Origin of the sequence: Photorhabdus sp. RM322S (assembly GCF_042879395.1) — a bacterium.
GTDB lineage: Bacteria > Pseudomonadota > Gammaproteobacteria > Enterobacterales > Enterobacteriaceae > Photorhabdus > Photorhabdus khanii.
The window spans coordinates 1-26,028 of record NZ_JBHFKW010000025.1; the positions used below are offsets into that span (position 1 = coordinate 1).

Here is a 26,028-nt window from a genome sequence, read left to right on the forward strand (position 1 = left end):
GTCAATACAGCTATGGTCAGTCAGTTCTCCCGGGTTGCCGGTAGCGTGGCAGGTTATTTAGGGACGCTGGTCTCCTTCTATGATGCCAGTAACGCTTTCAAAGTGGGTAATAAAGTCGAAGGTTATAGCCAGGTAGCGATAGGAACAGGTTCCATTATTCTGACCACAGCGGTCTGGATCGGGGCTGCTGCTGGCACCTTCCTGACTGGGGGCGTACTCACTGCAATAGTCGTAGGAGCCAGTTTGCTTATCGGGGCAGTATTGTCCAGGCCAGCAGTGCCTGGTCAGATTTGGAGAAAACGCTGAATAACTGTTTTTGGGGAGCGGCAAATAAATATGCTTTTTGGGGAGATGAAAGAAGACCTGAAATTTCATTACAATTAGAAATAGCCAGAGAAATGCACAATGACACCCAAAATAATTTCGTTATCGAAAACCAGGAGTTTTTAAATCTGTTTATTCAGCCACAACTAAAGATACACAGAGAATATAGAAAAACCACCTATCAATTTACCTTACCTGCCTTCCAGATGGGTATTTCAGAAATATATAGGCTTTTCGTTAAAGAAAATGAAATATATTATATCGGTGCACAAATTATTCCTGTCACCATTAACCGTCGCCAGTATACGCGAGATACTGTTCGTGATTCCATATTTGACGTAGCACAAGAACAGGCTAAACTGACTCTGAATGGCAATACAGCTACACTGGAAATAGTCACGACAGAAGGGAGAGAAATAAACCCTTATCGCAGCAAGCTATATTGGTATTACCAGCAGTCAGACAATGTTATTGCTCCTTTGCGCTATTTATGGGGAGAAAAACCTACAGCAGAAAATACCATTAAGGGTAGTTTTGATGGGGAGCGCACACTATGAAGCAACGACTCAAAAATCTACTCAAAAAATGGTTCCCCACTATTCATCCACTGCCAGCCAAGCGTCTGGCTTGCTGGGAAAAAGAGCTTCTGGCGGCACCACCGGATATTAAGGATGCAGAAACCATTAAGCATGTGGAAATACTGGACTACCTTGATAATAATGAGTGCCATGTTCGTAATACTCAACGCCGCGCCCGGAGTATTACCTTAATCCCGGTTACATTGGGGATCATTAGTAGTCTTATTCTAAATATTAATGGATTTATCGAAGACCGTAAAAATGATGAAAGAGGTATTCATCGTTGGGTTCAATTGGTAAAGAAAAAATATGGAGAAGAATTTTATTTACGCGATGATCTACCTGATTATATGGAAGGTGCCCGCTATATCAGCAATGATAAAGAAATCTCCCTAAAAAAATACCTACACTATCGTTATACCTATTACCCCAGTAGTAGCCATATCTTTAAAGTCGACATAGGTTTCCTGTTGCTCTATCTGCTGATTATTCCACCTTTCGTATGGGCCGTATTTTTTTCACACCGTCAGGCACCATTAATTATCGATCGTGAACGACAGATTTTTTACACCTGGTATAAAGGTAAAGCCTATGCTGCTCGTTATCCACAAGTAGGCATGGCCGAAAAAACTAATATTCTGTTCCTCAAAGTCTATGGCTTGGACGAAAACAATCAGCTTATTGGACGTGGCTTTATCCCTAACGTCAGTAGTTATTCCTTTGCTTTCTTAAGCAGTGGCAATGATAAAGCGCTGGCAGTCGCCTTTATGGTGAAATTCTTATTAAACGGCAAAGAAGCAGTCAGTAAAGTGGATTATAAACGCCGTGGACCGCTTATTTGGTGGAACAAAGATAAAAGACCCGCTGATTTAGACACACAAATTCCGTTGATTTTGGCAGAATTGGATCGCTTAGGTCCCCCTGATGAAGATCTTTCCGAATGAACGCAACATTAAAAAATCTACTCAAAAAATGGTTTCCCACTATTCATCCACTGCCAGCCAAACGGCTGGCTTGCTGGGAAAAAGAACTTCTGGCCGCACCACCGGGGATATTAAGGATGAAGAAACTATCAAACATGTGGAAATACTAGACTACCTTGATAATAAGGAATGTCATATTCATAATACTCAACGCCGCGCCCGGAGTATTGCATTGATCCCGGTTACATTAGGAATTATCAGTAGTCTTATCCTAAATATTAACGCGTTTATCGGAGAGAGAAGAAGTGGTGAAGCATACATTCACCGTTGGGTTAATATAGTCAAAAAAGAATGTGGTGAAAAATTTTATCTACGCAATGATTTTCCGGATTATATGAAAGGTGCCCGTTATATCGGTAATGATAAAGAAATTTCTCTAAAAAAATACCTGCACTATCGCTATAATTTTTATGAATATAGCAATGATATTTTAATAACCGATATGACATTTTTACTGCTTTACCTACTGATTATTCCACCTTTTGTTTATTGTATCTTTTTCTGGCAGAGACAAGCACCATTAATTATCGATCATGAACGGCAGATCTTTTACACCTAGTATAAAGGTAAAGCCTATGCTGCCCGTTATCCACAATTAGGCATGTTGGAAAAAACTAATATTCTGTTCCTCAAAGTCTACGGCCTGGACGAGAACAATCAACTTATCGGGCGTGGTTTTATCCCTAACGTCAGTAGTTATTCCTTTGCTTTCTTAAGCAGTGGCAATGATAAAGCACTGGCAGTCGCCTTTATGGTGAAATTCTTATTAAACGGCAAAGAAGCGGTCAGTAAGGTGGATTATAAACGCCGTGGGCCCCTTATCTGGTGGAGTAAAGATAAAAGACCCGCTGATTTAGAGGATCAGATTCCGTTGATTTTGGCAGAATTGGATCGCTTAGGTCCCCCTGATGAAGATCTTTCCGAATGAAGTTTGCCGACATCAAGACCATCATTGAGAAAGATATCAATGCACTGCATTTAGCTGACATCAGAATTGATACGTAGACCATTCAGGAAAGCTAGATGCTTCATCCGCGGAGTCGATAATATTTTACTGGGCATAGGACATTTCCGGCAACCGTCCGCGCTCCTCCCGGTCAAGTAAATTATGCCCATCAACTTCCTCAGAAAGCCATCAACCGGATAACCCAACAATTCGTTCGCCCTGTGTTTTATGACAGACGGGCTTTAAACTGTTATTAAAAGTCATTGTTTTAACTTACGGTTTTAATCAGTATAAAGTTTTCAACGTTGTTTTTACCGATTTTAATGCCTGCTTTTTATTAAGTTTAATCATCATCGGATATCATGTTCTATGTTTAACCAACGTTAATCATACTCACCTTTTATCTTTACTGATGCTGTTTTACCCGTAATCTTAAACAATTTTAATAAGCCACCATTTTCTGTTTTTTTCAGATAATCACTTCCTTTTTCAGGGCTTAAATCCTGCTAAATTAACCGTTTTATCCATTTTTTTATTGCATTATTTTTAAGGTTTTCTTCATAAAATAACAACGAGAAATCGCTTAAATACCCATTTGATCAGATAATATTTTTTACATGCTGATTTTTCTCAACTCACTATTAATGGTTTTCAATTAAATGCAATTAACTCTCTTTTTGAAAACTTAAATTTATTGAGTTAAATCCACTATTTATATAAAAGTTTTAATATCTCTGCATTCGTGCTTTTAAATGATTATAACAGGTTAGGTAAATATATGATGGGAAAGCTTTAAATGTTATTATTTTATATAATTTTAATCAGTATAGAGTTTTAACGGTTTTTTACTACTTTTAACACCTGATTTTAATCATCATGGGGATATCGTGTTTTACGTTTAATCAACGTCAATCATACTCACTTTTTATCTTTACTGATGTTGTTTTACCGGTAATCTTAATAAGTTACCACCCTTTATTTTGTCTTCATAAATCAGCAAGTAAATGATCTGATGAGATAAAAACACCCCTTTTTGTTTTTATAGTTTTCTTCATACAATAATGACGAGAAACCGCTTAAATGCCAGCCTAGTAAAATACTATTATTTTGCATACTGGTTTATTCTCAATTTTCTATTAATGGTTAATGATTTTTTATTAAATGCAATTAATTCTCTTTCTGAAAAGTCGTATTTATTTAAATCCACCATTTATACAAAATCTTTAATATTTCTTCATTCACTCTCTTAAATAATCATAGCAAATTAGGTAAATGCAAAATAAACCGAGTATATAATCTCTGATAAATGAATTAAAAATAGCAGGGAATAACCCGCTTTTAGTCACCCTGTATCTCTTAAAAATCTGGCATTAATCGAGGATCTATTTTTTTCACCCTTGGCTGATAGATAACTGAGTTAATTACCGATAAAAAGAAGCTTGCAATCTCCCCAAAAGGGAAATGCAAGCAAAAATAGAAAGCGAAAAATGTTAAAATACAGGCTCAGCGAGTATAGTAATTATCATTCCGAGGATTTTATTATTTTTTAATTAAAAACTCATCTAATGAATGGCCTTCATTGAGCAGTTTTTGTAAACCTAATGGTCTTTTTCCGTTTCCTGACCAGTATTTAACCTCTCCATTTTCATTAAACTGATACTTAGGTTTTCTCGGTTTTCCTTTTCCTGTATTTGATTTTTTAGGTTTAAAACCAGATAGGGTAATAGGTATGTTAATGGTATTAATATCAAAGCCCATTTCTTCAATAATTCTTAATACTTCTAAACGTTTTTGTTCTTTTTCTTCTATTTCTAACCTGGCTAATCTGGAGGATTCCCGGCTTTCGTCAACGATTATCTCTAGTTTTTGGTAAACTTCTTTCAGCCAATCGAAATCTTTTGTTTGAGCAAATTTTCTTAATGTGGTTAATCCTGTTAAATGTTTTGATACAATCTCATATTCTTGTTCTTTGGTTAACTCTGTCATTTTGTCACCTTGTTAATATATTTAAAATCCGTTTTTCCTGATGTTTTCTCTTTCAATGTCAGTATATCACCGATTTTTTTACCTACTTAAAAAAATCCTTAATCATTTCTGTTTTACCTTTAATAATTAAAGTTTTTATCTGTTTCTTCGTAATACCCTTGCCCTTTTTTCAGATTTTAAAACCATACTGATTTTGTCTCAAAGCAATAGCCCTACGGATAAATCCGAAATCAACGGCAGTATCGATTTTACGAATCAGATAATTGTGAAAAACAAGATCTTCAAGCAAGCCCTTTCAACAAGAAAAGTTTTCGTGGAGGAGTATTCTTAACATGGCGGCAAGCTCCGTTTGGCGAACGGAACTTGATTAACACAAAGAGCAGATAAATAACCAGCACTTCGTCAGTAATCTGAGCGCCAATAGCGCTCAATTATGACTGAGCAATTAAACCTGATACATTTTGCATAAATAGCAGGGAACAGCATCATTAGCATTTGAGCCAATGACGTCCATATCTGGCAGGATATCTTTCAAACGTTGGTGAGCATCCTGCATGATGCAGCCCTTACCAGCCATCGTCAGCATTTCCAGGTCGTTCATTCCATCACCAAAAGCGATGCAATCACTGAGTTTATAGCCCATAGATTTAGCTACCTGTTCAAGGGCATGACCTTTGGAAACGCCACCAGCCATGACCTCCAGGCAATTACGTAACGAGAAACTGACATTCACCCTGTCACCCCAACGTGCGTTGATTGATTCCTCTAATATGAGCAATAGATCATGATCTTCACAGGTAAAATAAACTTTACATACACCATCAGTCTTAAAATTATCACGCTCAAAAAGCCGATAATGAAATATTGACTCCTGGAAAAATTCTTCCTGCTCAGGACTTTCACGATTCATATACCAGTCATCATGACGGTAATAATTGGTCAGAATATCAGGGTTATCAAACTCCATCAGACACAAGTCATTCACAATATCAGGATCAACGTTGTGGCTGAAAACCAGTTCACCCGCGGTATTATGTACCCTGGCCCCATTGGAGGTGATCATATAGGCATCAATACCAAGCCCATCGCGAATTTGGGAAACATCCACATGATGACGGCCGGTAGCAAAAATAAAATGAATGCCTTTGTTTGTGAGTAAGTTAAGGGTTTCCTTGGTATAAGACGTTAATTTGTGATCAGGAGACAGCAAAGTACCGTCTAAATCTGAAGCAACAATGTGATACATAGTTATCGTTCCTATTAATTGAATCAATTCTGGTCAAAAAAGTCACAAATAGCATTGAGTGCCTGGCTGCGTAATTTATCTTTTTCAAATAGGATCTCATGATGCGCCCCCTGAATAATCAAAGGTGACTGCCCTTCAATGAAAGTTCTCTCTTTCCGATGTGATTCACAAAAAGCCCGTAGCTGCTGATTATTAACGACTTTATCTTCACTGGCTTTTAAGACCATCAGTGGCGTCTCAATTTTTCCTGCTTTTTCTATCAATATATTGCCGATCCGCATATTTTCCCGCATCCAATGATATGTCGGCCCGCCTATGCGTAATTCCGGGTAATCCGCGTAATAACGGAGATAGCGACTATAACGTTCATAACTGTGTGTCAGAAGATTTATCAAATAGGGCAACGGTCGCCATTTTCCAGTCAGTATTGCGTAGTTATTTCGTCTAGCCGGTCGCCTTTCTGCCCGGTTCACCAGCAAAGTAGCCAACCAGTGCGGCATTGGTAAGTTAATACCAAACATAGGAGCACAAAGGGCCACTGCATCAAAAATCTGACTGTGACGTAATAAGAATCCCCCTAATATTGCCGCGCCCATTGAATGAGCCAACGCATAACAGTGAGAATAATAACGAGGGAGAATTTCTCTTTCTATGAACGTTTCAACGTCATCAATATAGTCATCAAATTTTTCTACATGCCCTTTTTGTGGATCTTCAAGCATCCTGCCGGATCGCCCCTGTCCACGATGGTCAATGATAAAAACGTCGTAACCAAGGTGATAAAAGTCAAATGCCACCTCCGGGTATTTGACATAACTTTCACTACGGCCCGGCAAGATAACGACTGCTCTATGATTCCGGGTTGTTGCACAAAAACGGACATAGCGTATCAGTACATTATCAACACCGATAAACTCATGCTCTTCCCTGGCTTGCCAGAAATCTAACAGAGGCCCGTTGGCAAAAGCAGAAAACTGTATCTCACGATTAAGCCAGCTCTCTTTCAACATTTCGGGCTTCATAAATCATCTCCAAGCTATTCACACTCCTCCAGATGTTTACAGATCAAGGCCATAAAAACGCTACCAAAACGTTCTAGTTTTCGTTGTCCAACCCCGTTGATTAATAACATTTCTTCAGCCGTAACCGGGCATTGCTCTGACATTTCAATCAGCGTGACATCGTTAAATACAACAAAAGGCGGGATATTATCTTCGTCAGCAATAGACTTCCGTAATTTACGCAGCTTGGCAAATAATTTGCGATCATAATTGCCACTATATGATTTACTCTGCTGGCTGCGCCCTTTCAGGCTCTGTATCCGTGGAACAGCCAGTTTCAACGGAACTTCACCACGCAATACTGGCCGCGCAGCTTCTGTTAATTGTAATGCAGAATAATTGGCAATGTTTTGACTGATAAAACCTAAGTGAATAAGCTGCCTCAACACGCTGACCCAGTGCTCCTGGCTTTGATCTTTACCAATGCCGTAAACCGGCAAACGATCATGCCTTATATCGCGGATACGCTGATTATTCGCACCTCTGAGCACTTCAACAATATAACCGATACCAAAACGCTGACCAACCCGGTAAACACAAGAAAGCGCTTTTTGCGCATCCACCAAACCATCATAATTTTTCGGTGGATCAAGGCAGATGTCACAGTTACCGCAAGCGGTTTGTTGGCTTTCGCCAAAATAGTTCAATAACACCAAACGGCGGCAAGTTTGCGCTTCGGCAAAGGCCCCCATCGCATTAAGCTTATGCCGTTCAATATCTTGCTGTGTATCAGCAGTTTTCTCTTCCAGACAACGGCGAAGCCATACCATATCAGCCGGATCATAGAACAATACCGCTTCCGCAGGCAAACCATCACGCCCGGCACGTCCTGTTTCCTGATAATAGGATTCGATATTACGTGGAATATTAAAATGAACCACAAACCGAACATTGGGTTTATTAATGCCCATACCAAATGCCACGGTCGCTACCACAACCTGCAAATCATCACGTTGAAATGCATCCTGTACCCGGGCACGTTGGCTGTTATCTAACCCAGCATGGTATGGCGCTACACTTAAACCACGTTTTTGTAAACGTTCTGATATCTCCTCAACTCGATTGCGACTGTTGCAGTAAACAATGCCGCTTTTACCTTTCTGACCGCGGATAAATAACCATAATTGATCTAATGGTTTGTATTTTTCTATCAAGGTATAACGAATATTGGGGCGATCAAAACTGCTGATATGAATAAGCGGATTATTGAGATTCAATAGTCGGGCAATATCATTGCGGGTTGTTTCATCAGCGGTCGCCGTCAACGCAATGAAAGGTAATGTTGGAAAGCGTTGTCTGAGTTGTCCCAGCGCCCGGTATTCAGGCCGGAAATCATGGCCCCATTGTGAAATACAATGAGCTTCATCCACAGCCAGCATAGCAGGTTGCCATTCCAAAAGCTGTTCAAGGAAGTTATCCATCATTAAGCGTTCTGGAGCGATATACAGCAATTTGATCACGCCCTGACGACAACGCCGGATCACATCCATCTGCTGTTCACGGGCCTGAGTTGAATTCAGGCAATCAGCCGCAACACCATTCGCCCGCAGTTGATCCACCTGATCTTTCATTAAAGAGATCAAGGGAGAAACAACCAGGGTTAATCCTTCCTGCACCAGCGCCGGGATTTGGTAACACAGTGATTTGCCACCACCCGTCGGCATAATGACCAGACAATCACGCCCCTCAAGAATGGTATTGATGACTTGTTGCTGACCAGGCCGGAATTGCAGATAACCAAAGGTTTCCCGCAATACTTGCTCTGCCAGTGATATCGTATTGATGACTTCTGCGGTAGACACGCTTTTCCTCAACCATTAAAAAATCACAGACGCTTAAGCATCTGCGCATTATGTTATCTTACTCTCGCAATAATTACTTCAACAACAAGCCCGCGACATAACAAACACCGTTGTCATTTATAAAGCGTCAAAAAGGCAACACAGATTATTTTACACACGAACTTTAATTTTGCTCAGATTGTTTCTCGAGACGCCTCGCAAACTGGTAAGGTTGGCAATAAAAGCATAACATTAACAATTTATTAACTATATAAAGTGGTATTAATAACACGTACCTTTATTTGGAGATAAATTAAATGTCGACAACGCAAGTCACCCTGGAGCAAGCCCGCCAGCTAATTGGTAATTTTTTCATTTACCATATGCCTTTTAACCAGATATTAGGGCTTGAGCTGCTCCGGTTTGAACAGGATTACGCAGAAATACAGTTCCATAATCAGAGTAAGCTGGTAGGGAATACCGCACAGAAGATTTTACATGGCGGTGTGATTGCATCAGTGCTGGATGTCTGTGCCGGATTGGTCTGTGTCGGTAATGCCTTAGCCCGTATAACACCCACTCCACGAGAAGAATTAGAAAAGCGAATATCAACAATGGGAACGATTGATTTGCGGGTGGATTATCTACGCCCCGGTCGTGGTGAAGTGTTTACCGCCACCAGCAGTATCATCCGCAATGGAAATAAAGTTTCTGTCGCCAGAGCTGAACTGCATAACGAGCAGAGAGCACATATCGCCAGTGCAACAGCGACTTATCTGGTCGGTTAGTCATACCATTCTATATATTAATCCCTTGCGTAATATTCAGCCCGGTGACATATTATTTTCATGTTAACGGGCTGAAATCCACTACAATCTTTATACTTTTAATTAACATTAGGACAACATGAATAAGCCACAAACTACCAAAGGCGTTCTGTACGCCTTCGGTGCCTGCTTTATTTGGGGAATTGCCCCAGTTTATTTTAAGTACATTCAGCAAGTACCTGCCGACGAAATCCTGACGCATCGTATTATCTGGTCATTTTTCTTTATGTTGCTGCTACTAACAGTAACCCGTCACTGGTCACAGGTATCCAACGTTTTTCGTCAACCTAAAAAAGTCCTGCTATTGGCAGTGACGGCGACCATTGTTGCCTGTAACTGGCTGATTTATATCTGGGCAGTGAACCACGGCCATATGCTGGAAGCCAGCCTGGGTTACTTCATTAGCCCACTGGTTAACGTTTTGTTTGGTATGTTGTTTCTGAGTGAACGTTTTCGCCGAATGCAATGGGCTGCCGTTGCTCTGGCCTTCACTGGCGTGCTAATCCAGTTATGGCAATTTGGTTCAGTACCTGTTATTGGATTAAGTCTGGCTGTCACTTTCGCTCTGTATGCCCTGCTTCGTAAGAAGATGAATGTTGATGCTCAAACAGGTATGACGATTGAAACACTGTGGTTACTACCCGTTGCAGCTATTTACCTGTTTGGTTTTGCCAACACCCCAACCAGCGATTTAAGTGCCAATCCAACGACACTGAATTTACTGCTGATTGCCGCAGGCATTATTACCACGGTTCCATTACTGTTATACACAGAAGCCGCTGCCCATTTGCGTCTGTCTACACTGGGTTTCTTCCAGTATGTCGGCCCGACGTTGATGTTTTTACTGGCAATACTGGTCTATGACGAGCAAATAGGTTCAGACCGCCTGATTACTTTTGGCTTTATCTGGGCAGCATTAGTGCTGTTTACACTGGATGCGCTTTATACACAGCGCAGGTTGAAAACATAGCAGAATCAGTTTATTACATGGAAATAACCATCAGACTGGCCAAAATCGCAGAACAAGTTGCTCTTGAAGCACTCCAGTTACGTGCATCTCTCATGTGGGAAGAAGATCGAGAATTATTATTAGCCAACCCCCACATGATAGAACTCCCTATAGAACATATTGAAGCAGGATATGTTTATGTTGCAGAACAAGCCGGCGTCATTTTGGGGTTCAGTGTTGTATTACCACGATCTGATGGAGATGCAGAACTTGATGGATTATTTGTTGAACCCACTGTCTGGCATCAAGGTATTGGCAGACAGTTGGTGAAAACAGCACTGAATAACGTTCATACAAAAGGAGGAATATCATTGCGGGTGCTGGCTAATCCTCAAGCCGCAGGGTTTTATACTGCCCTTGGCTTTGTACGCCTTGGGGAAGAACGTACTCAATTTGGAATAGCAATTCGTATGATAAGTAACCTCAGCTCTGCTTAAGAACAGAGATTTCAGAAGCACGTAGATTCAGATTCGATCTTATCGCTTGGAATGTAAATGTGCCGCTTCTATGCGTTTCGTGCATTTATTCACGCATTTTTATGCCGATAACGTATCAACAGTAAGTTTGTCGGACATTTGTTCAAGCTCAGTCCGATAATTTTCATCACCGTTTCAGGTCGATACTCAATACTTCGGTGACTGTTCTGCCAGTCACCGTAAGATCCTCTTTTAACATGAATCGTTGAATGCTGATGAAGAACTCTCAGTGCTAGTTAGTGGCGTATTTGCTCAAGTTCGTTCTGGCTCAATCCGGTAGTTTTCATTACCGTTTCACGGTCAATACCCATGTCGATCATCGCACACGCGATTTTCAGGATCCCCTGTTTTTCGCCTTTATGCAATCCTTCTTGGAGTCCTTCCTGACGCCCTTCAATAAATCCTTTCTGGTGCCCTTTCTGCTCCAGTTTCTGCGCTATTGTCATCAGTACCTCCTCATACTTCGGGGACTGTTCTGCCAGTCGCCGGATAAAACCTTCTGGATCGGCGGTATCTCCCGCCTGTAATAAGTAGTTTAGCACGCTTTTTAGCTGTTCATCCGTATAGTAATCATACGTCAGCAGTATGACCAACTCTTGCAGCAGCTCCGCCATATCTCGCTGCCGAATATGCTTTTGCACCATTTCCAGTAGCGCAACCCGTTTGTGCGTCAGGATTTCATCGTCCGAAATTACCGTCACATCTACCAGCGGGAATTTATTGGAATAGATTTCCTCCGCCAGGGCCGGATCATCGAAACAGTCGAGCCAATGGGTACTCCAGGGATACGGCTGTATTTTCCCGTGATAGAACAACACCGGAATGACCAGAGGCAATTTTTCATGTCCCTGCTCCAGATGCCGTTGCATTGCTGAAATACTGTATCGCATCAGCCGGAATGCCATCATCTTATCCGGGGAACTCTGGTGTTCGATCACGCAATATACGTATCCGTCACCCTGCGCTGTTTTCAATGAATACAAAATGTCGGAATAATGCGCACGCAAATTGCCTTCAATAAACGACCCTGATTCCAACCGCAGTGTATCCAGATCACAAACTGCCCGTAATGTCGCAGGCAAATGTATCTCCAAAAAGTCTCTGGCAGTATCTATATGGCTTAAAAATTGTTTAAAAACAGCGTCATGTGGCGTTGGTGTATTTTTTCTCTTCATCGGTGAATGGTAGCATACTTTCTTTTATATTGAAGGAATATTAAGCAAAAAACCGAGCAGACTGAAATGTCTTGCATTTTCTTTGACAAAAACTTTGATCGTATCTCAAATACTTTAATTTCCTTCTTAAGCGAAGTTCAGGTTAAGTACGTCTCTGGAGAAAATAAGTTATCCAAAGGAGAAACCGTTATTTATATAAGGTAAATTGCAAGGCATGGGAAAAATTAAGTTAATACTTATATCGTTTTTGACTGTTATATCATTTTCAGTACATGCGGATTATGGTGAAAAAGATATAATTAAAAAAATAAAAACATTTAATGATCACAAAGAATATCTTTGTCAGTAAATGTTGTCAGATAATATCGGTTCCGATATGTTAATTTTCAAACCAGTGACTATATCTTAATTATTTACTTTATAGTGATATTGAATGTCATGCAAAAGAATAACAAAGAGGATAGGCGTTGGCATTATCATCTGCCAACGCTTTTATTCCTTCCTGCCACGGCTGCTTATCTACAACCAATTCTTCCGCTTAAAATAAAGATACGGCGCAAGACCAGCAGCAATCATCAGACCAATTGCGCCCGGATAACCGAATGGCCAATGCAGCTCCGGCATAAACTCAAAGTTCATACCATAACTGGAAGCCACCAGCGTTGGGGGCAGGAATACCACAGATACCACCGAGAAGATTTTGATAATCCGGCTCTGTTCGATATTGATAAAGCCCATTGCTGCCTGCATCAGGAAGTTAACTTTCTGGAACAGGGATTCATTGTGTGGCAGCAGAGATTCGATATCCCGCAGAATTTCACGGGCCTGCTCAAGCTGATCGCCCGGCAGACGGGCACGCCGTACCAGAAAGTTGAGCGCTCGCTGGGTATCCATAAGACACAAACGTACCTTCCAGCCGATATCTTCCTGTTCAGCAAGGCTGGACAGGGCGATATCAAACTCATCCCCCTGTTTCCCTTCCATAATGACCCGGCTCAGGGATTCCAGAACACTGTAAATATTTTCGATAACATCAGCCAACTGTTCGATTTTGGTTTCAAACAGATCCATCAGTACTTCATAGGCATTACCATCAACCAATGTCTGATTACGGGCACGCATACGGTACAATCGGAATGCAGGGAGTTCACGCTCTCGCAATGTATAGAGACGACCATCACGAATAGTAAATGCAACTGTTGCGTTGCCAGCATGGTCTTCCGCATCTTCAAAGTAGAAAAACGAGTGGACATGTATCCCGTCTTCATCTTCAAAAAAACGCGCTGACGCCTCAATGTCATCCAGCTCCGGTCGGGTTGCCAGAATTTGGCCTAATTCATTTTGAACTTGAAGCCGATCTTGCTCTTCCGGTTCGACCAAATCTACCCACAAGGAATCAGATAACTTTTCTCCCTCTTCGAACTCAAGGCGGAGCAGGCGATTATTCTCTAACTTAAATGCGCTCAGCATGTATCATCAGTCTCCTTTACTCCCTACGTGATCGTAAGGCGCGAATGTTACGCTTAGAGGAAAAAGCCTGTCAACATTCAACCTAGATATTATTTTCAGACCGTTTCAAGCCTGGCATAAGCAGCAACCAGCCACTTAATCCCTTCCCCATGAAACGCGATTTGCAGCCGGCTATGTTCACCACTCCCCTCCATATTGACAATGGTTCCTTCACCAAATTTAGGGTGACGAACACGTTGTCCAAGGGCGTAACCGCTGTCATTGGCACTGATTGGCGTACCTAACCGACTGTGGTTGACTGGACGAGAGACTGTCGCACGCAACCGAACTTCTTCAATACATTCTGGCGGCAGTTCCCTAATAAAGCGAGACGGACGATGATAAACTTCTTTACCATATAAACGACGGCTTTCTGCATAAGTGATTGTTAGCTTTTCCATTGCACGCGTCAGGCCAACATAAGCCAGTCGACGTTCCTCCTCCAGACGCCCGCCTTCTTCAATCGACATCTGGCTTGGGAACATGCCTTCTTCCATTCCAACAATAAATACCTGTGGGAATTCCAGCCCCTTGGCTGAATGCAATGTCATCAGTTGCACCGAATCCTGATAAGCGTCAGCCTGACCTTCTCCAGATTCCAGCGCAGCATGGGAAAGAAATGCCTGTAATGGCATCAGATCTTCGTCTTCATCCTGATAATTGAACTGGCGGGTTGCCGTGACGAGTTCCTCAAGGTTTTCAATACGTGCCTGTGCTTTTTCACCTTTTTCCTGCTGGTACATCGCTCTCAGGCCGGAATCGCGGATAATTCTGTCAGTCTGCACATGTAATGGCATATCGCTGGTTTCTGTCGATAATGCTTCTATCAGTTCAATAAAGCGCTGTAAGGAAGACGCTGCCCGACCAGCCAGCACTTTCTCCTGAAGCAATATTTGACAGCACTCCCACAACGTTTCCTGCCGTTCACGAGCAGCCTGGCGCACTATATCTAACGTTCTGTCACCGATGCCACGGGTAGGCGTATTTACCACACGTTCAAACGCCGCATCATCATTGCGGTTAGCAATCAGGCGCAGGTAAGCTAACGCATCTTTAATTTCCTGACGTTCAAAGAACCGCTGACCACCATAAATACGATACGGCATTGATGCCTGTAACAACGCTTCTTCCAGTACACGGGACTGGGCATTACTGCGGTAAAGTATAGCGCAGCTTTTCAGTGCACCACCATTTTCAAGCCAGCTTTTAATCCGGCTGACCACATAACGGGCTTCATCAAGCTCATTAAATGCACAATACAGGGAAATCGGTTCGCCCTCGACACCATCAGTCCACAGATTCTTGCCCAAGCGATCACTGTTATTGGCAATCAGTGTATTGGCAACTTTCAGAATATTACTGGTGGAGCGGTAATTTTGCTCCAAACGGATAGTTTCTGCGCCGGAGAAGTCTTTCAGGAAACGCTGAATATTCTCAACCTGCGCCCCACGCCAGCCATAAATAGATTGATCATCATCCCCGACAATCATCACTTTACCCGTTTCCCCCGCCAACAGGTGGATCCAAGCATATTGAATGCTGTTGGTGTCCTGAAACTCGTCCACCAGAATATTTGTAAAGCGGCCACGGTAATGTTGCAGGATCTGCGGTTTATTCAGCCACAGTTCATGAGCTCGCAGCAGAAGCTCTGCAAAGTCTACTAATCCCGCGCGATCACACGCCTCTTGGTAAGCCTGATAAATTTTCTGCCATGTCACCTCGACAGGGTTGCCATAACTTTCAATATGCTGTGGCCGTAATCCTTCATCTTTTTTACCGTTGATGTACCACATACCCTGACGAGCCGGCCATTGTTTATCATCCAGATTCATCGCTTTGATAATGCGTTTGAGCAGACGATGCTGATCTTCGCTATCAAGAATCTGAAAATCCTGCGGCAAATTGGCATCCAAATGATGCGCCCGTAACAAACGATGAGCCAATCCGTGGAATGTACCAATCCACATTCCTCCCTGACTGGTACCGATCAAGTTTTCAATCCGGTGGCGCATTTCCGCAGCCGCCTTATTGGTAAAGGTCACTGCCATGATGGAAAATGGCGAAGCCTTCTCCACCGACAACAACCAGGCAATTCGGTGTACCAGAACCCGGGTTTTACCACTCCCCGCTCCGGCCAGTACCAACATGTTGGTCCGCGGAGCAGCTACGGCTTCACGTTGTTTGTCATTCAGACTTTCGAGCAGATAGGAGATGTCCATAGTTACCATCAATTGATTAAACAGCGACCATAGCCTGCTGTGTTTTCATACAGAATAATTTCATGATTATATCAATGCTGTCAAAGAAGCCAAATCGTAAATCTCAATGTGCGGCAGCAGGCGGCTCTCAATCGTCTGCAATAGTTTTTTATTTTCTGTATTAATCCAGCAAGCCTGCATACCACTACGAAGTGCCCCTTCCACATCAGTATTCAGATCATCACCAACATGCAAAATTTTCCCAAGTGGTAAACCCAGGCGTTCTGCTGCCAGACGGTACATATCGCTGTGAGGTTTTGAGCGCCCATCAGGGCCTGCTTTCAGCACAAATTTAAAATAAGGAGCAAGACCACAAGCCGCAGGTTCTGCATTACCATTAGTAATGGCGACCAATGGCATCTGTTCAGCAAGCGCAGCAAGGGTTTTATGTGTTGATTCCGGCACATCAATCCGGCTGCGCCAGTGGGAGAAATGGGCCATGATATCATCCGCGCCCCGGCAGGCATCTTCACGGCTAAAACCGTAATGGCAAAACATCAGCTTTGCAGATTGCCAACGCCACAAGGTCATGTCATGGCAGATTTCAGGATCTTGCTCAAATATCACTTCACGGAAAGCATACAGATCCTGATGATCAAGGTGACCGAACTTAGGATCATATTGCCGTATAAAATTCAGCACCTCTTGTTCCGTCTTATCTAACACTGGGCGATTATCATAAAGGGTATCATCCAGATCAAATGTCATTGCTGAGACTGGCGCAAGAGGCCGGTAAAAACGCATTACGATTTCCCCCGCTTGGCTCTGGGATGGGCCACATCATACACTTTTGTCAAATGCTGGAAATCCAGATGGGTATAGATTTGTGTGCTGGATAAGCTGGCATGACCAAGAAGTTCCTGAACTGCGCGCAAATCACCACTGGATTCCAGAATGTGTGTGGCAAAAGAGTGGCGCAATTTATGAGGATGAATATGGCTGTTCACCCCCTGACGTATGCCCCACTGCGCAAATCGTTTCTGTACATTACGGGTTGATATCCGCCGTCCGCTGTTTGAAATAAAAACCGCATTATCCTCCGGTTCGAACAGTTCCCGCATCTCCAGCCAGCGATTAAGCCATTCAACAGCGGTCTGTCCCAAAGGAACCTTCCGTTCTTTACTGCCTTTACCTGAAACCCATACTTCCCCACTTTCAAGATCCAGATGCAGGCAATCAAGCCCCACCAGCTCTGACAAACGTAACCCAGCACCATACATTACTTCCAGCATCGTCCGGTCACGCACTGATAATGGATCATTGAAATTGATGTTCAGCAGTTGATTCACTTCATCCACATCAATATTTTTCGGTAAATGTCGCTTGGTTCCCGGCGTACTGACGGTCTTTGCCGGATTAACGGAAATCTCTCCCTGAGTAACCTGCCAATCAAAAAAACTGCGCAGAGAAGATAAGCGTAAAGCCAGGTTAGCAGACTTCAAGCCAGCACGACGACTACGTGTTACCAACATTCTAATTTTCGCAGGATCAAAATCTTTCCATTGCCTGACACCTATTTCTAAAGCCATCCCAGCCAATGTGGAAAGCTGGCGTCGGTAATTAGTGATAGTCACCGGACTTAGCCGGCGCTCTACCCTGAGATACCTCAAAAATGCCTCAACCGGCTCCAGTAACAGATCAATTCCCTGCATCATATCCGTTTAATCCAACGAGAGAGTATATCCGGCAGTAATTTAGCCAGATGATCAAGCATGTCAGTTCCCATGCCGTCTTGATAATGCTGATAATTACGACTGTTAAATATCACCATACCCAGTTCTCCCCTCGTTCCCAATAGAGATACAGCAACCGAACCGACATGACGAACCTGTGGTAACAACAATAAAATTTCCGGCCCGTTCAACATACCAAGATAGTGGTTACTATTACCAAAACGATGAATACGGATTGGCTCAAAAGAGTTACGGGAAAGCGCTAAATCAGGCGCATTAAGCGGTGCGCCAATATGCCATTTATCACTGAAAAGACGAATACTGGCACTGTTTAACCCCAGATTCTTAGCCCATAAACTCAATCGACTAAGCATATCTTGTAAACTCTCTGCCGCCGCTAAATCAACAAGTAGTTTAAGCAACTGTTCGAACAGTTGCTCGTTCACTCTAGCCTGCTCCATTAGCAGGGTTATATTTTCTTCCAGATAAGCAATACGTGTTCTCTGGCGGCTCATATACCATTCAACCAAAGAAACCGTCTCTCTTATCGGGTGAGGAACCCGTATTTGTTCAACAATACATGCATTGCGGATAAAGAAATTGGGGTTTTCCAACAAATAATCCACAACAGTTTGATCATCAAGTGTACCACCGATGTTTAACTGCTCTTCTTTTTTCTCCATCTTCCGATGCCCCGCAGTTCAAAACAAAATCGATTACAGATGAATTGTGCCATCATAAACATGCGTCGCCGGCCCAGTCATATAGAGAGGTTTTCCCGGCCCTTCCCAACAGATAAGCAGTGAACCTCCCGGCAAGTCTACCTGAACATGACTATCGAGCAGTTGCTGCTGAATGCCGACGGCTACCGCTGCACAAGCACCACTACCACAAGCCTGCGTTTCACCAACACCACGTTCATAAACCCGTAAGCGAATATGACCACGGTTTAGAATTTGCATGAAACCAATATTAGCCCGCTCAGGAAATCTTTCATGGCTTTCCAGAGCTGACCCCAGAATTCCCACTTCGGCAGTTTCCACATCGGCTACCTGAATCACACAATGAGGATTTCCCATAGAAACCACGCCACAAAGAACCGTTTTTTCTACCACTCTTAAAATATAGGTTTTTTCTGCCTTTAACGCGCGAAATGGCACATGATGTGGCTCAAATTCAGGTTCCCCCATATTAACGCAAACCTGATCATCATTGGTGATACTCAATACCATACGTCCCGATTGCGTACTGACTTTAATATCACGCTTATTAATCAACCCCTTAAGGCGAACAAAACGGGCAAAACAACGCGCCCCATTGCCACACTGCGCCACTTCACTGCCATCAGCATTAAAAATGCGATAGTGAAAATCCAGATCCGGATCATAAGGTGCTTCAACAACTAACAACTGATCGAAACCCACACCAGTATGCCTGTCGGCCAAACGGCAGATCAGTTCTGGTGAGAAATAAACATTTTGGGTCACAGCATCAACGACCATAAAGTCATTACCAAGACCATGCATTTTGGAGAACTGCATATAATGCTCCACCGTAAGCCGCAGTACTAACTACCAGCTTATTTCTGAGTGCCGCTATCCACTTTCTGCCCTTGTTGCACAGTCTTCACGGGAGCCTGAGCTGCGGTCTTAGTCTTCTCTGCCGATGGCTGTTCTGGAGGAAAATAGAGCGGGCCTTTTAGTCCACAGCCGGAAAGTACAAATAAAGTTATGATAGCCAGAAACCCGCGTAATTTTTTCTTCATTGCAATAATGCCTGTAATTCATACGTCAATATTCTCTATAATCGCAGTTAGGCCCCGAAAAGCAAATAGGAATTGAAGATGAACGACAGTGAATTTCATCAGTTAGCTGACCAACTAATGCTTTATATCGAAGAGCAACTGGATAATTATGATGGCAATGCTGATATCGACTGTGAAACCAATGGCGGTGTCATGACCCTGAGCTTTGATAATGACAGCAAAATTATTATCAATCGTCAGGAACCTTTCCATCAAATCTGGCTGGCAACCAAAAACGGCGGTTATCATTTTGTCTACAAAGATGATCAGTGGATTTGTGACCGTAGCGGTGGCAATTTCCTGACCATGTTAGCGCAATCCATCACAGAACAGAGTGGTGAACCATTCAATTTCTAATAATTGAACCTACCCCGCTGCGCGGGGTAAATCAGTAATGCGACACAGAACGATAAAGTTCCGGCTGCTCTTCTCCACCGGTTTCCCCATCATCAGCCACACACAACTGTGAAAAATAGGATCCACTGAATGGAATCACCTGAATCTGGTCTTTCATTTGCACAATCTGATAAAACTGTGGCAGGTTAAAGTTGATAAAACTTGATCCGTAAGTAAATCGATCATGCGATGAAGAATAAAACCGACTGACGTCACGTACCAGTTCTTCCTTACTTCCCTCACAATGAGAATAGATTTCCACCCGGTTGGTTTCATCCAGGATATAAATATTAAAACTTTTATTATCTTGAGTATTTTCGAAGAAAAACTGAATGATGCCCTCGCTGGCAAAACCATCAACCACAGCAGGCAAATGTGTCTCTTTAGTATTAATTTTTACCGGCAACCCATGCAGTTTGTTATTAGAAATTGCCCCATAGAATTCCACGGCATTCTCCAATTTCTGCACAGAGACGTTAAGACGTTCAAAGAAAAGCCCCCAAGTCTGGCCCGCAATGCGCAGTGCTTTAAAACGGCCCGGATCCTGACGATTGCTGGATAAACGCAACTCAATACATTCAGATACCAGTTGCTGGATCCGGGTTCGGATAAGCCCGCGTAAATGTTCACAATAACAGAACACTTCAACAGCCGCCGGCGGTGCAGCATCTTGATGCATTTTACCCAATATGGTTTTCAATGCTTCCAAAACAGACTGCTCGCCACTAAAATGCAATGTTCTCACTTCATTCCATGAATTGCGGTAAAGCAAGTCGATGCTTCCCACCAAACACTGTTGCGATTCTCCAAAACTGAATACATCAAGCTTGCGGAAGTCAAAATGCACAACCTGATTAGAGAACGCCGCGGTCGGATCTTTCTCCAGATTAACAATAATCGCCAAGTGGCGGATTTCACACGGACTATAGAGCGCTTTTGGCGTCGGTGCAGGTAAACGGATAGGAAAATGAGCGGAAATATCGTTAATCAGTTCATGCAACTTCAGTTCATCACACTGGGCTTCACCATGATGAATATGAATACAGGATTTTTCTGTCAATAAGCCGTTAAAATAGGTCCACGACACCAATTTATTTAGGTAACGATTATATTCCAGAGGCTGATGACCGATAATTGATTCAATTATCGGTGCCTGATTGTAAAGATACCAGCCGCCGCGATTTGCACGTCCTTGAGGCACATAAATAAATGTTAAATGTCTCTCTGACAGGTCCGGTGAGATCTGTGGATTAACCAGCGTCACCTTACCCGGCAACGCTTCAAATGCAGCGTAGAGTTTACGGGTCAGCACACCAATATCCTGTGGACTGGCACTGACACTCAGATTATTACGGCGGGCAAAACGGATAAGGTTACGGTAACTCTGCATCATGGTATCAAGCAGTTCATTATGGGCATCACGAACCTGCTCAATTTTCCATGAATTGCGGTTATCCAGAATGCCCAACCGCTCTGTATCCCACTTCCACTCATATACCAACTGAGTCAAAACCTGACGTCGCCAACCGGTACAACCTTCATCATCCTGGTTTAGAGAGAGCTTTTCACAAACTTTTAAATAGAAGCATCGACGTATTAAATCTAAGCGAGTCGTATCATTAATTTCTATCAGATAGCGGGTAACACGCTCAAGCATCATGCTGTATGCATCAAGGCCAAATGAAACTATTTCACCCGCATGCAAACGCTGTTTCATCTCCATTGCCAGTAATTTACCATTGGGATATTCCCAGGAATATGCCTCCAGCAACAAGCTTTTCAATACGGCTTTATAAGGAGAGTCGATACTTTTGTAAAGTTGCCATAAGCTGGCACCAAAGTATTCTTCAGCGGATAGTTCTCCTAATCCACCGAGATCAAGCCACTCATTTGGCGTCAGAACACCTTGCGCATAAAGAGATAAAACATATTCGTCATAATGGCGCTCTTCTTCTACAGGCACCATTTCCCATAACAAACGCTTACCTGCCATACGCACCGCAGTACGGTAAAATTCATCAAGTAACAGAATATGCTGAGTAGAACCGCAATCTTCACCGCCAAGACGACCACTGGCATTATGGCGAAAGCGGTTTTCATCAATAAGAAAAAAATTGACTTCGATACCAAGCGCTGCCGCCCATTGTTCAATAAGCGTACACTTACGTTGCAACAGGAGGCGCTCATCATTATCAAGCCACGACTGATGACATACCCAAATATCCAAATCAGAACAACTACTTTGCCCGATTGACGAAGTACTCCCCATTGAGTAAATACCCGTAATAGGAAGCTGACCATTAGCAGGCTGTTCTATGGAGTGTTCTAATTTACTTTCTAAATCATTAAGATAAGATTTTTGTGACTCATCATGCACGAAAAAACATACGCCGTAAGGAACATTATCATTAATGTAACCTGGCATCATCGGATGATGATAATGCAATAATACTGGCAGTAAACTGTATACCTGTTTAAATTCCGCACTCATGGCGGTGGAGGCGCGTTCTAACCTGAGTTGGTTTATCGCATCCAGTCTCTGCTTCAGTGTTTCGATGTAAAGGTACAAGACGTCTCGCCCGATTGAGTTCCAGTGCCCAGATAAATCCCCCGCTTCCGGCTGTTATAACTTAATGGAATTATTTAGAATGATTTTTACCAATTTATTACCGGAAACGTGATCAATTTAACATCTTGTAGATAAACCGTAAAGTCAGTAAAGCAATTGAATTGCGATGTGACACCAGACAAAAAACCGAATAACTTATTGTTATATATAACAATAATCTAAAAAACCATACTTTTTATACTTTCTTTTATGAAGGAAATTTTCTCTGCTCATTTTTCAAGTCATGTATCTAATGCTTTTTTATCAGCCGCCTCATAAAAATAACCCATTAGCTATATTTTAATTAGTCATTCTTTTCATTAAAGATTTTCTAATTACAGAAATAATTTACTGAAAAAGTTAATTCATATTTAAATTAATCTACTTTATATGGATATAAAATAATTTAAAAATTAAAATTTATTTTATATTTCAACCTAATCTGCACACTTTCTTCTCAGGCATTAACTGGAAAAAAAACTGCTGAAGTGTTAAAACGAGTGCTAGTTTTTCATTTATATGACGGCAGAAAAGCCTGAGAAATCTAAACATCTATGTCAACAAAAACCATCCGAATCGCAACCCGTCAAAGCCCTTTGGCTATGTGGCAGACACTTCATGTTCAGCAAAAATTACAACAACAACATCCAGACTTGGAAATTCAACTGGTTCCGATGGTAACCCAAGGAGATATCATTCTGGATACCCCTCTGGCAAAAGTGGGCGGCAAGGGGCTATTTGTCAAAGAATTAGAATGGGCTTTGCTTGAAGGGCGGGCCGATATCGCGGTTCATTCAATGAAAGATGTACCGATCTCTTTTCCTGAAGGGCTGGGCTTGGTCACTATTTGTGAACGTGATGATCCGCGCGATGCTTTTGTTTCTGTTAAATATAATGCTCTTGATGAACTACCAACAGGCAGCATTGTTGGCACATCAAGTTTACGCCGTCAGTGCCAACTCCGTGAATTACGTCCCGACCTGATTATCCGTGACCTTCGGGGTAATGTCGGCACCCGTCTGAATAAGCTGGATAATGGTCATTACGATGCCATCATTCTCGCTGTTGCAGGATTGAAAAGGTTAAAACTGCATGAACGTATCCGTATGCCGTTGTCTGTAGAACAATCATTACCTGCCGTTGGCCAAGGCGCTGTGGGAATTGAATGCCGCCTTGACGACCAGCAAACACAAGCTCTGCTGGCACCATTAAATCATTATGATACAGAAATCTGTGTTCTTGCCGAACGGGCAATGAATACCCGTTTGGAAGGAGGTTGCCAAGTACCAATAGGCAGCTATGCCATCTGGCAGGATGAGAAAATCTGGCTACGGGCATTGGTTGGAGCACCGGATGGCAGCGTTATTATTCGTGGTGAGAGAACCGCATTAGCAAAAGATGCCAGTCAGGCAGGGATTAAACTGGCAGAAGAGTTGCTGGAACGGGGAGCGAAGGCAATTCTGACCGACGTTTATCAAGGAAATCCCCCCACATGAGCATTCTGGTGACACGGCCTTCTCCTGCCGGAGAAGAATTAGTCAAAAAGTTACAGGCAGCGGGAAAAACTGCTTTCAGCGCACCTTTAATCAATATTCACCCAGGTTCAGAGCTGCCACAGCTAGCTGAGAAGCTCAGTCAGCTGAATGCCGGTGATATGGTATTTCTGTTGTCAAAAAATGCAGTTCATTATGCAAATTCACAGTTAAATAAAATTAATCTGTCATGGCCTGACAAGCTGATTTATTATGCTATTGGCAGATCAACCGCACTGGCTTTTCATCAATTGACTGATATAAATATTATCTGGTCATTAGAGGGTGAAACCAGCGAAATCCTGCTGGAACTACCATCATTACATCAGATTGAAAATAAACTGGCTTTGTTGCTCAGAGGAAATGTCGGGCGTGAGGTTATTGCCCACACGTTGACAGAAAGAGGGGCCTCAATTAGTTATTGTGAATGTTATCTTCGCCAGCCAGTAGACTATCCGGCAGCAAAATTCAGTGCCCACTGGCAAAAATGTGGAGTACAGACTTTAATTGTAACCAGTGGCGAAATACTGCAACTGTTATATAACTTAATTCCCGAAAGTGATCGGAATAGGTGGTTATTAAATTGCCGCCTTGTTGTGGTAAGCGAGCGTCTTGCACACACCGCCCAGAACTTGGGCTGGCAAGATATTAAAGTTGCAAAAAGTGCAGACAACGATGCCTTAATTCAGGCACTAGAATAAACTGACATGGGATGCCCACTATGACGGAGCAAAAACAGTCCGCAGAGACGGTTGAAAAAACAATAAATACGGTTGGAAACTCGCAACCGCCCGAAACAGTGCCTCAAAAGCAAGAATGTTCTGGCACTCTGAGAAGTATTATTACTATTGCAATTATTCTGGCAATCGGTGGCGGCCTTTATTACTACGGACAACAGCAAAGCCATTTACTCAGTGCGGAAAACCATGAACTGCGCCAACAATTGGAATCCTTGAAACAACAGCAATCACAAGATAAACAACGTATTGAAATTCTATTCAAAGAACAATCGCAAGCTTTAAACCATTTTGCCTCACAAGCAGCACAAAATGATCAATTGGATAATCGTCTGCAAGAGTTACAAGCCAAAATCTCTTCGTTATCCAGTTCTGACGTAAAAAGCTGGCTACTGGCGCAAGCTGACTTTTTAGTCAAAATGGCCGGCCGGAAATTATGGAATGATCAAGATGTCGTCACCGCCGCAGCCCTACTAAAAAATGCAGATGCCAGTCTCGCTGAGATGAATGATCCAAGCCTGATTGAAATCCGTCGTGCAATTACACAGGACATCAGCGCATTATCTGCCATCAATCAGGTTGATTTTGATGGTGCCATCCTACGGGTTAATCAACTCTCTAACCAAGTAGATAACCTGCGTCTGGCTGACAACACAATTGATGGTTTACCTATGGATGAAGACAATGATGAATTAACCGGTTCATTATCTGAATGGCGTCAGAATCTGAATAAAAGCTGGAACAGCTTTATGGATAATTTTATTACTATCCGTCGCCGCGATACCACAGCAGAACCATTACTGGCACCAAATCAGGATATCTATCTACGGGAGAATATCCGTGCCCGTCTGTTGATTGCAGCTCAAGCAATACCGCGTCATCAGAGTGAAGTTTTTAAACAATCACTGGAAACGGTTTCAACCTGGGTCAGAGCTTACTTTGATATCAACGATCCAAATACCAAAGCATTCCTAGAAGAAATTGATTCACTCAGTCAGCAACCTGTTTCCATGACGGTACCCGATCATCTTTCAAGTCAGCCTTTACTGGAAAAACTGATGCAAACCCGGGTTCGCAACTTGCTGTCCCAGTCCTCTGAAACCCATCTGGAGGGCTAAG

Annotated in this window: 25 protein-coding genes; 12 read left to right on the forward strand and 13 right to left on the reverse strand. The window is 42.7% G+C overall.

The genetic code is table 11. The annotated features are described in order from the left end of the window. The 5 genes from ACGF63_RS15130 to ACGF63_RS15150 form a co-directional block, all read left to right on the forward strand. Positions 1 to 306, forward strand: a 306-nt coding sequence (locus ACGF63_RS15130; RefSeq protein WP_387631773.1) for a hypothetical protein, incomplete at its 5' end; no start/stop codon positions are given. Beyond that, positions 291 to 881, forward strand: coding sequence for a hypothetical protein (locus tag ACGF63_RS15135; RefSeq protein ID WP_387631775.1), 591 nt, complete (start codon positions 291 to 293; stop codon positions 879 to 881). The genes ACGF63_RS15130 and ACGF63_RS15135, both read left to right, overlap by 16 nt. Further along, entirely contained in the window at positions 878 to 1,846 is a 969-nt protein-coding gene (locus tag ACGF63_RS15140) for a hypothetical protein (RefSeq protein WP_387631778.1), read from the forward strand. Before ACGF63_RS15135 ends, ACGF63_RS15140 begins: the two co-directional genes overlap by 4 nt. Next, positions 1,827 to 2,444 (forward strand): hypothetical protein, encoded by a 618-nt coding sequence (locus tag ACGF63_RS15145; RefSeq protein WP_387631781.1) that lies wholly within the window; start codon positions 1,827 to 1,829, stop codon positions 2,442 to 2,444. Before ACGF63_RS15140 ends, ACGF63_RS15145 begins: the two co-directional genes overlap by 20 nt. Before the next feature lie 42 nt (positions 2,445 to 2,486). Beyond that, positions 2,487 to 2,813, forward strand: a complete 327-nt coding sequence (locus ACGF63_RS15150; protein WP_387631783.1) for a hypothetical protein — start codon at positions 2,487 to 2,489, stop codon at positions 2,811 to 2,813. Positions 2,814 to 4,370: 1,557 nt separating this feature from the next. On the opposite strand, the gene ACGF63_RS15155 is transcribed toward ACGF63_RS15150, so the two are convergent. The 4 genes from ACGF63_RS15155 to recQ all read right to left on the reverse strand — a co-directional run bounded on the left by ACGF63_RS15155 (position 4,371) and on the right by recQ (position 8,926). Then, on the reverse strand, positions 4,371 to 4,817 hold the full coding sequence (locus ACGF63_RS15155) for an H-NS family nucleoid-associated regulatory protein (protein ID WP_036844155.1): 447 nt from the start codon (positions 4,815 to 4,817) through the stop codon (positions 4,371 to 4,373). A 445-nt stretch (positions 4,818 to 5,262) separates the two neighbouring features. After that, on the reverse strand, positions 5,263 to 6,063 hold the full coding sequence (gene yigL, locus ACGF63_RS15160; protein ID WP_036844156.1) for a sugar/pyridoxal phosphate phosphatase YigL: 801 nt from the start codon (positions 6,061 to 6,063) through the stop codon (positions 5,263 to 5,265). 23 nt (positions 6,064 to 6,086) lie between these two features. After that, a complete protein-coding gene (pldB, locus tag ACGF63_RS15165; RefSeq protein WP_152963437.1) occupies positions 6,087 to 7,085 on the reverse strand; it encodes a lysophospholipase L2 in 999 nt (332 codons plus the stop codon). A 14-nt stretch (positions 7,086 to 7,099) separates the two neighbouring features. After that, positions 7,100 to 8,926 (reverse strand): ATP-dependent DNA helicase RecQ, encoded by a 1,827-nt coding sequence (recQ, locus tag ACGF63_RS15170; protein WP_036844158.1) that lies wholly within the window; start codon positions 8,924 to 8,926, stop codon positions 7,100 to 7,102. 296 nt (positions 8,927 to 9,222) lie between these two features. Here recQ and ACGF63_RS15175 point away from each other — a divergent pair, with 296 nt between their 5' ends. From ACGF63_RS15175 to ACGF63_RS15185, 3 genes are all read left to right on the forward strand, one after another. Beyond that, positions 9,223 to 9,693 carry a thioesterase family protein gene (locus tag ACGF63_RS15175; protein ID WP_036844159.1) on the forward strand — a complete coding sequence of 157 codons (471 nt, stop codon included), beginning with the start codon at positions 9,223 to 9,225 and terminating at the stop codon, positions 9,691 to 9,693. A 118-nt stretch (positions 9,694 to 9,811) separates the two neighbouring features. Next, the gene (gene rarD, locus ACGF63_RS15180; protein WP_387631786.1) at positions 9,812 to 10,702 is read left to right on the forward strand and encodes an EamA family transporter RarD; all 891 of its coding nucleotides are present in this window, start codon (positions 9,812 to 9,814) and stop codon (positions 10,700 to 10,702) included. A 17-nt stretch (positions 10,703 to 10,719) separates the two neighbouring features. Continuing rightward, complete coding sequence (locus ACGF63_RS15185) at positions 10,720 to 11,178, forward strand: GNAT family N-acetyltransferase (protein ID WP_387631789.1); 459 nt, start codon at positions 10,720 to 10,722, stop codon at positions 11,176 to 11,178. Between the two features lie 275 nt (positions 11,179 to 11,453). On the opposite strand, the gene ACGF63_RS15190 is transcribed toward ACGF63_RS15185, so the two are convergent. The 8 genes from ACGF63_RS15190 to ACGF63_RS15225 form a co-directional block, all read right to left on the reverse strand. Then, positions 11,454 to 12,392, reverse strand: coding sequence for an Rpn family recombination-promoting nuclease/putative transposase (locus ACGF63_RS15190; RefSeq protein WP_387631791.1), 939 nt, complete (start codon positions 12,390 to 12,392; stop codon positions 11,454 to 11,456). A 519-nt stretch (positions 12,393 to 12,911) separates the two neighbouring features. After that, positions 12,912 to 13,862, reverse strand: coding sequence for a magnesium/cobalt transporter CorA (gene corA, locus ACGF63_RS15195; RefSeq protein ID WP_036839270.1), 951 nt, complete (start codon positions 13,860 to 13,862; stop codon positions 12,912 to 12,914). 95 nt (positions 13,863 to 13,957) lie between these two features. Further along, positions 13,958 to 16,120 (reverse strand): DNA helicase II, encoded by a 2,163-nt coding sequence (gene uvrD / locus ACGF63_RS15200; RefSeq protein ID WP_387631796.1) that lies wholly within the window; start codon positions 16,118 to 16,120, stop codon positions 13,958 to 13,960. A 66-nt stretch (positions 16,121 to 16,186) separates the two neighbouring features. Next, positions 16,187 to 16,903 (reverse strand): 5-amino-6-(5-phospho-D-ribitylamino)uracil phosphatase YigB, encoded by a 717-nt coding sequence (gene yigB, locus ACGF63_RS15205; protein WP_387631799.1) that lies wholly within the window; start codon positions 16,901 to 16,903, stop codon positions 16,187 to 16,189. Beyond that, the gene (gene xerC / locus ACGF63_RS15210; protein ID WP_132355167.1) at positions 16,903 to 17,814 is read right to left on the reverse strand and encodes a tyrosine recombinase XerC; all 912 of its coding nucleotides are present in this window, start codon (positions 17,812 to 17,814) and stop codon (positions 16,903 to 16,905) included. The genes yigB and xerC overlap by 1 nt, the downstream gene beginning before the upstream one ends. Further along, positions 17,811 to 18,515, reverse strand: coding sequence for a DUF484 domain-containing protein (locus tag ACGF63_RS15215; RefSeq protein WP_036844165.1), 705 nt, complete (start codon positions 18,513 to 18,515; stop codon positions 17,811 to 17,813). Before ACGF63_RS15215 ends, xerC begins: the two co-directional genes overlap by 4 nt. A gap of 33 nt (positions 18,516 to 18,548) precedes the next feature. Beyond that, positions 18,549 to 19,373 carry a diaminopimelate epimerase gene (dapF, locus tag ACGF63_RS15220; RefSeq protein WP_036844166.1) on the reverse strand — a complete coding sequence of 275 codons (825 nt, stop codon included), beginning with the start codon at positions 19,371 to 19,373 and terminating at the stop codon, positions 18,549 to 18,551. A 38-nt stretch (positions 19,374 to 19,411) separates the two neighbouring features. Further along, on the reverse strand, positions 19,412 to 19,597 hold the full coding sequence (locus ACGF63_RS15225; RefSeq protein WP_036844167.1) for a lipoprotein: 186 nt from the start codon (positions 19,595 to 19,597) through the stop codon (positions 19,412 to 19,414). Between the two features lie 78 nt (positions 19,598 to 19,675). Between ACGF63_RS15225 and cyaY the strand changes: the two genes are divergently transcribed. Beyond that, positions 19,676 to 19,993 (forward strand): iron donor protein CyaY, encoded by a 318-nt coding sequence (cyaY, locus tag ACGF63_RS15230; RefSeq protein WP_132355164.1) that lies wholly within the window; start codon positions 19,676 to 19,678, stop codon positions 19,991 to 19,993. 31 nt (positions 19,994 to 20,024) lie between these two features. Here cyaY and ACGF63_RS15235 read toward each other — a convergent pair whose 3' ends face one another. After that, the gene (locus ACGF63_RS15235) at positions 20,025 to 22,601 is read right to left on the reverse strand and encodes a class I adenylate cyclase (protein ID WP_036844169.1); all 2,577 of its coding nucleotides are present in this window, start codon (positions 22,599 to 22,601) and stop codon (positions 20,025 to 20,027) included. 593 nt (positions 22,602 to 23,194) lie between these two features. On the opposite strand from ACGF63_RS15235, the gene hemC reads away from it, so the two are divergent. Genes hemC through hemX form a run of 3 tightly spaced genes read left to right on the forward strand, consistent with a single transcriptional unit; the run spans position 23,195 to position 26,027 of the window. Then, complete coding sequence (gene hemC, locus ACGF63_RS15240) at positions 23,195 to 24,136, forward strand: hydroxymethylbilane synthase (protein ID WP_152963440.1); 942 nt, start codon at positions 23,195 to 23,197, stop codon at positions 24,134 to 24,136. Next, positions 24,133 to 24,873 (forward strand): uroporphyrinogen-III synthase, encoded by a 741-nt coding sequence (gene hemD, locus ACGF63_RS15245; RefSeq protein WP_036844171.1) that lies wholly within the window; start codon positions 24,133 to 24,135, stop codon positions 24,871 to 24,873. The genes hemC and hemD overlap by 4 nt, the downstream gene beginning before the upstream one ends. Before the next feature lie 20 nt (positions 24,874 to 24,893). Beyond that, on the forward strand, positions 24,894 to 26,027 hold the full coding sequence (gene hemX / locus ACGF63_RS15250) for a uroporphyrinogen-III C-methyltransferase (protein WP_152963441.1): 1,134 nt from the start codon (positions 24,894 to 24,896) through the stop codon (positions 26,025 to 26,027). Position 26,028 lies beyond the last annotated feature (1 nt).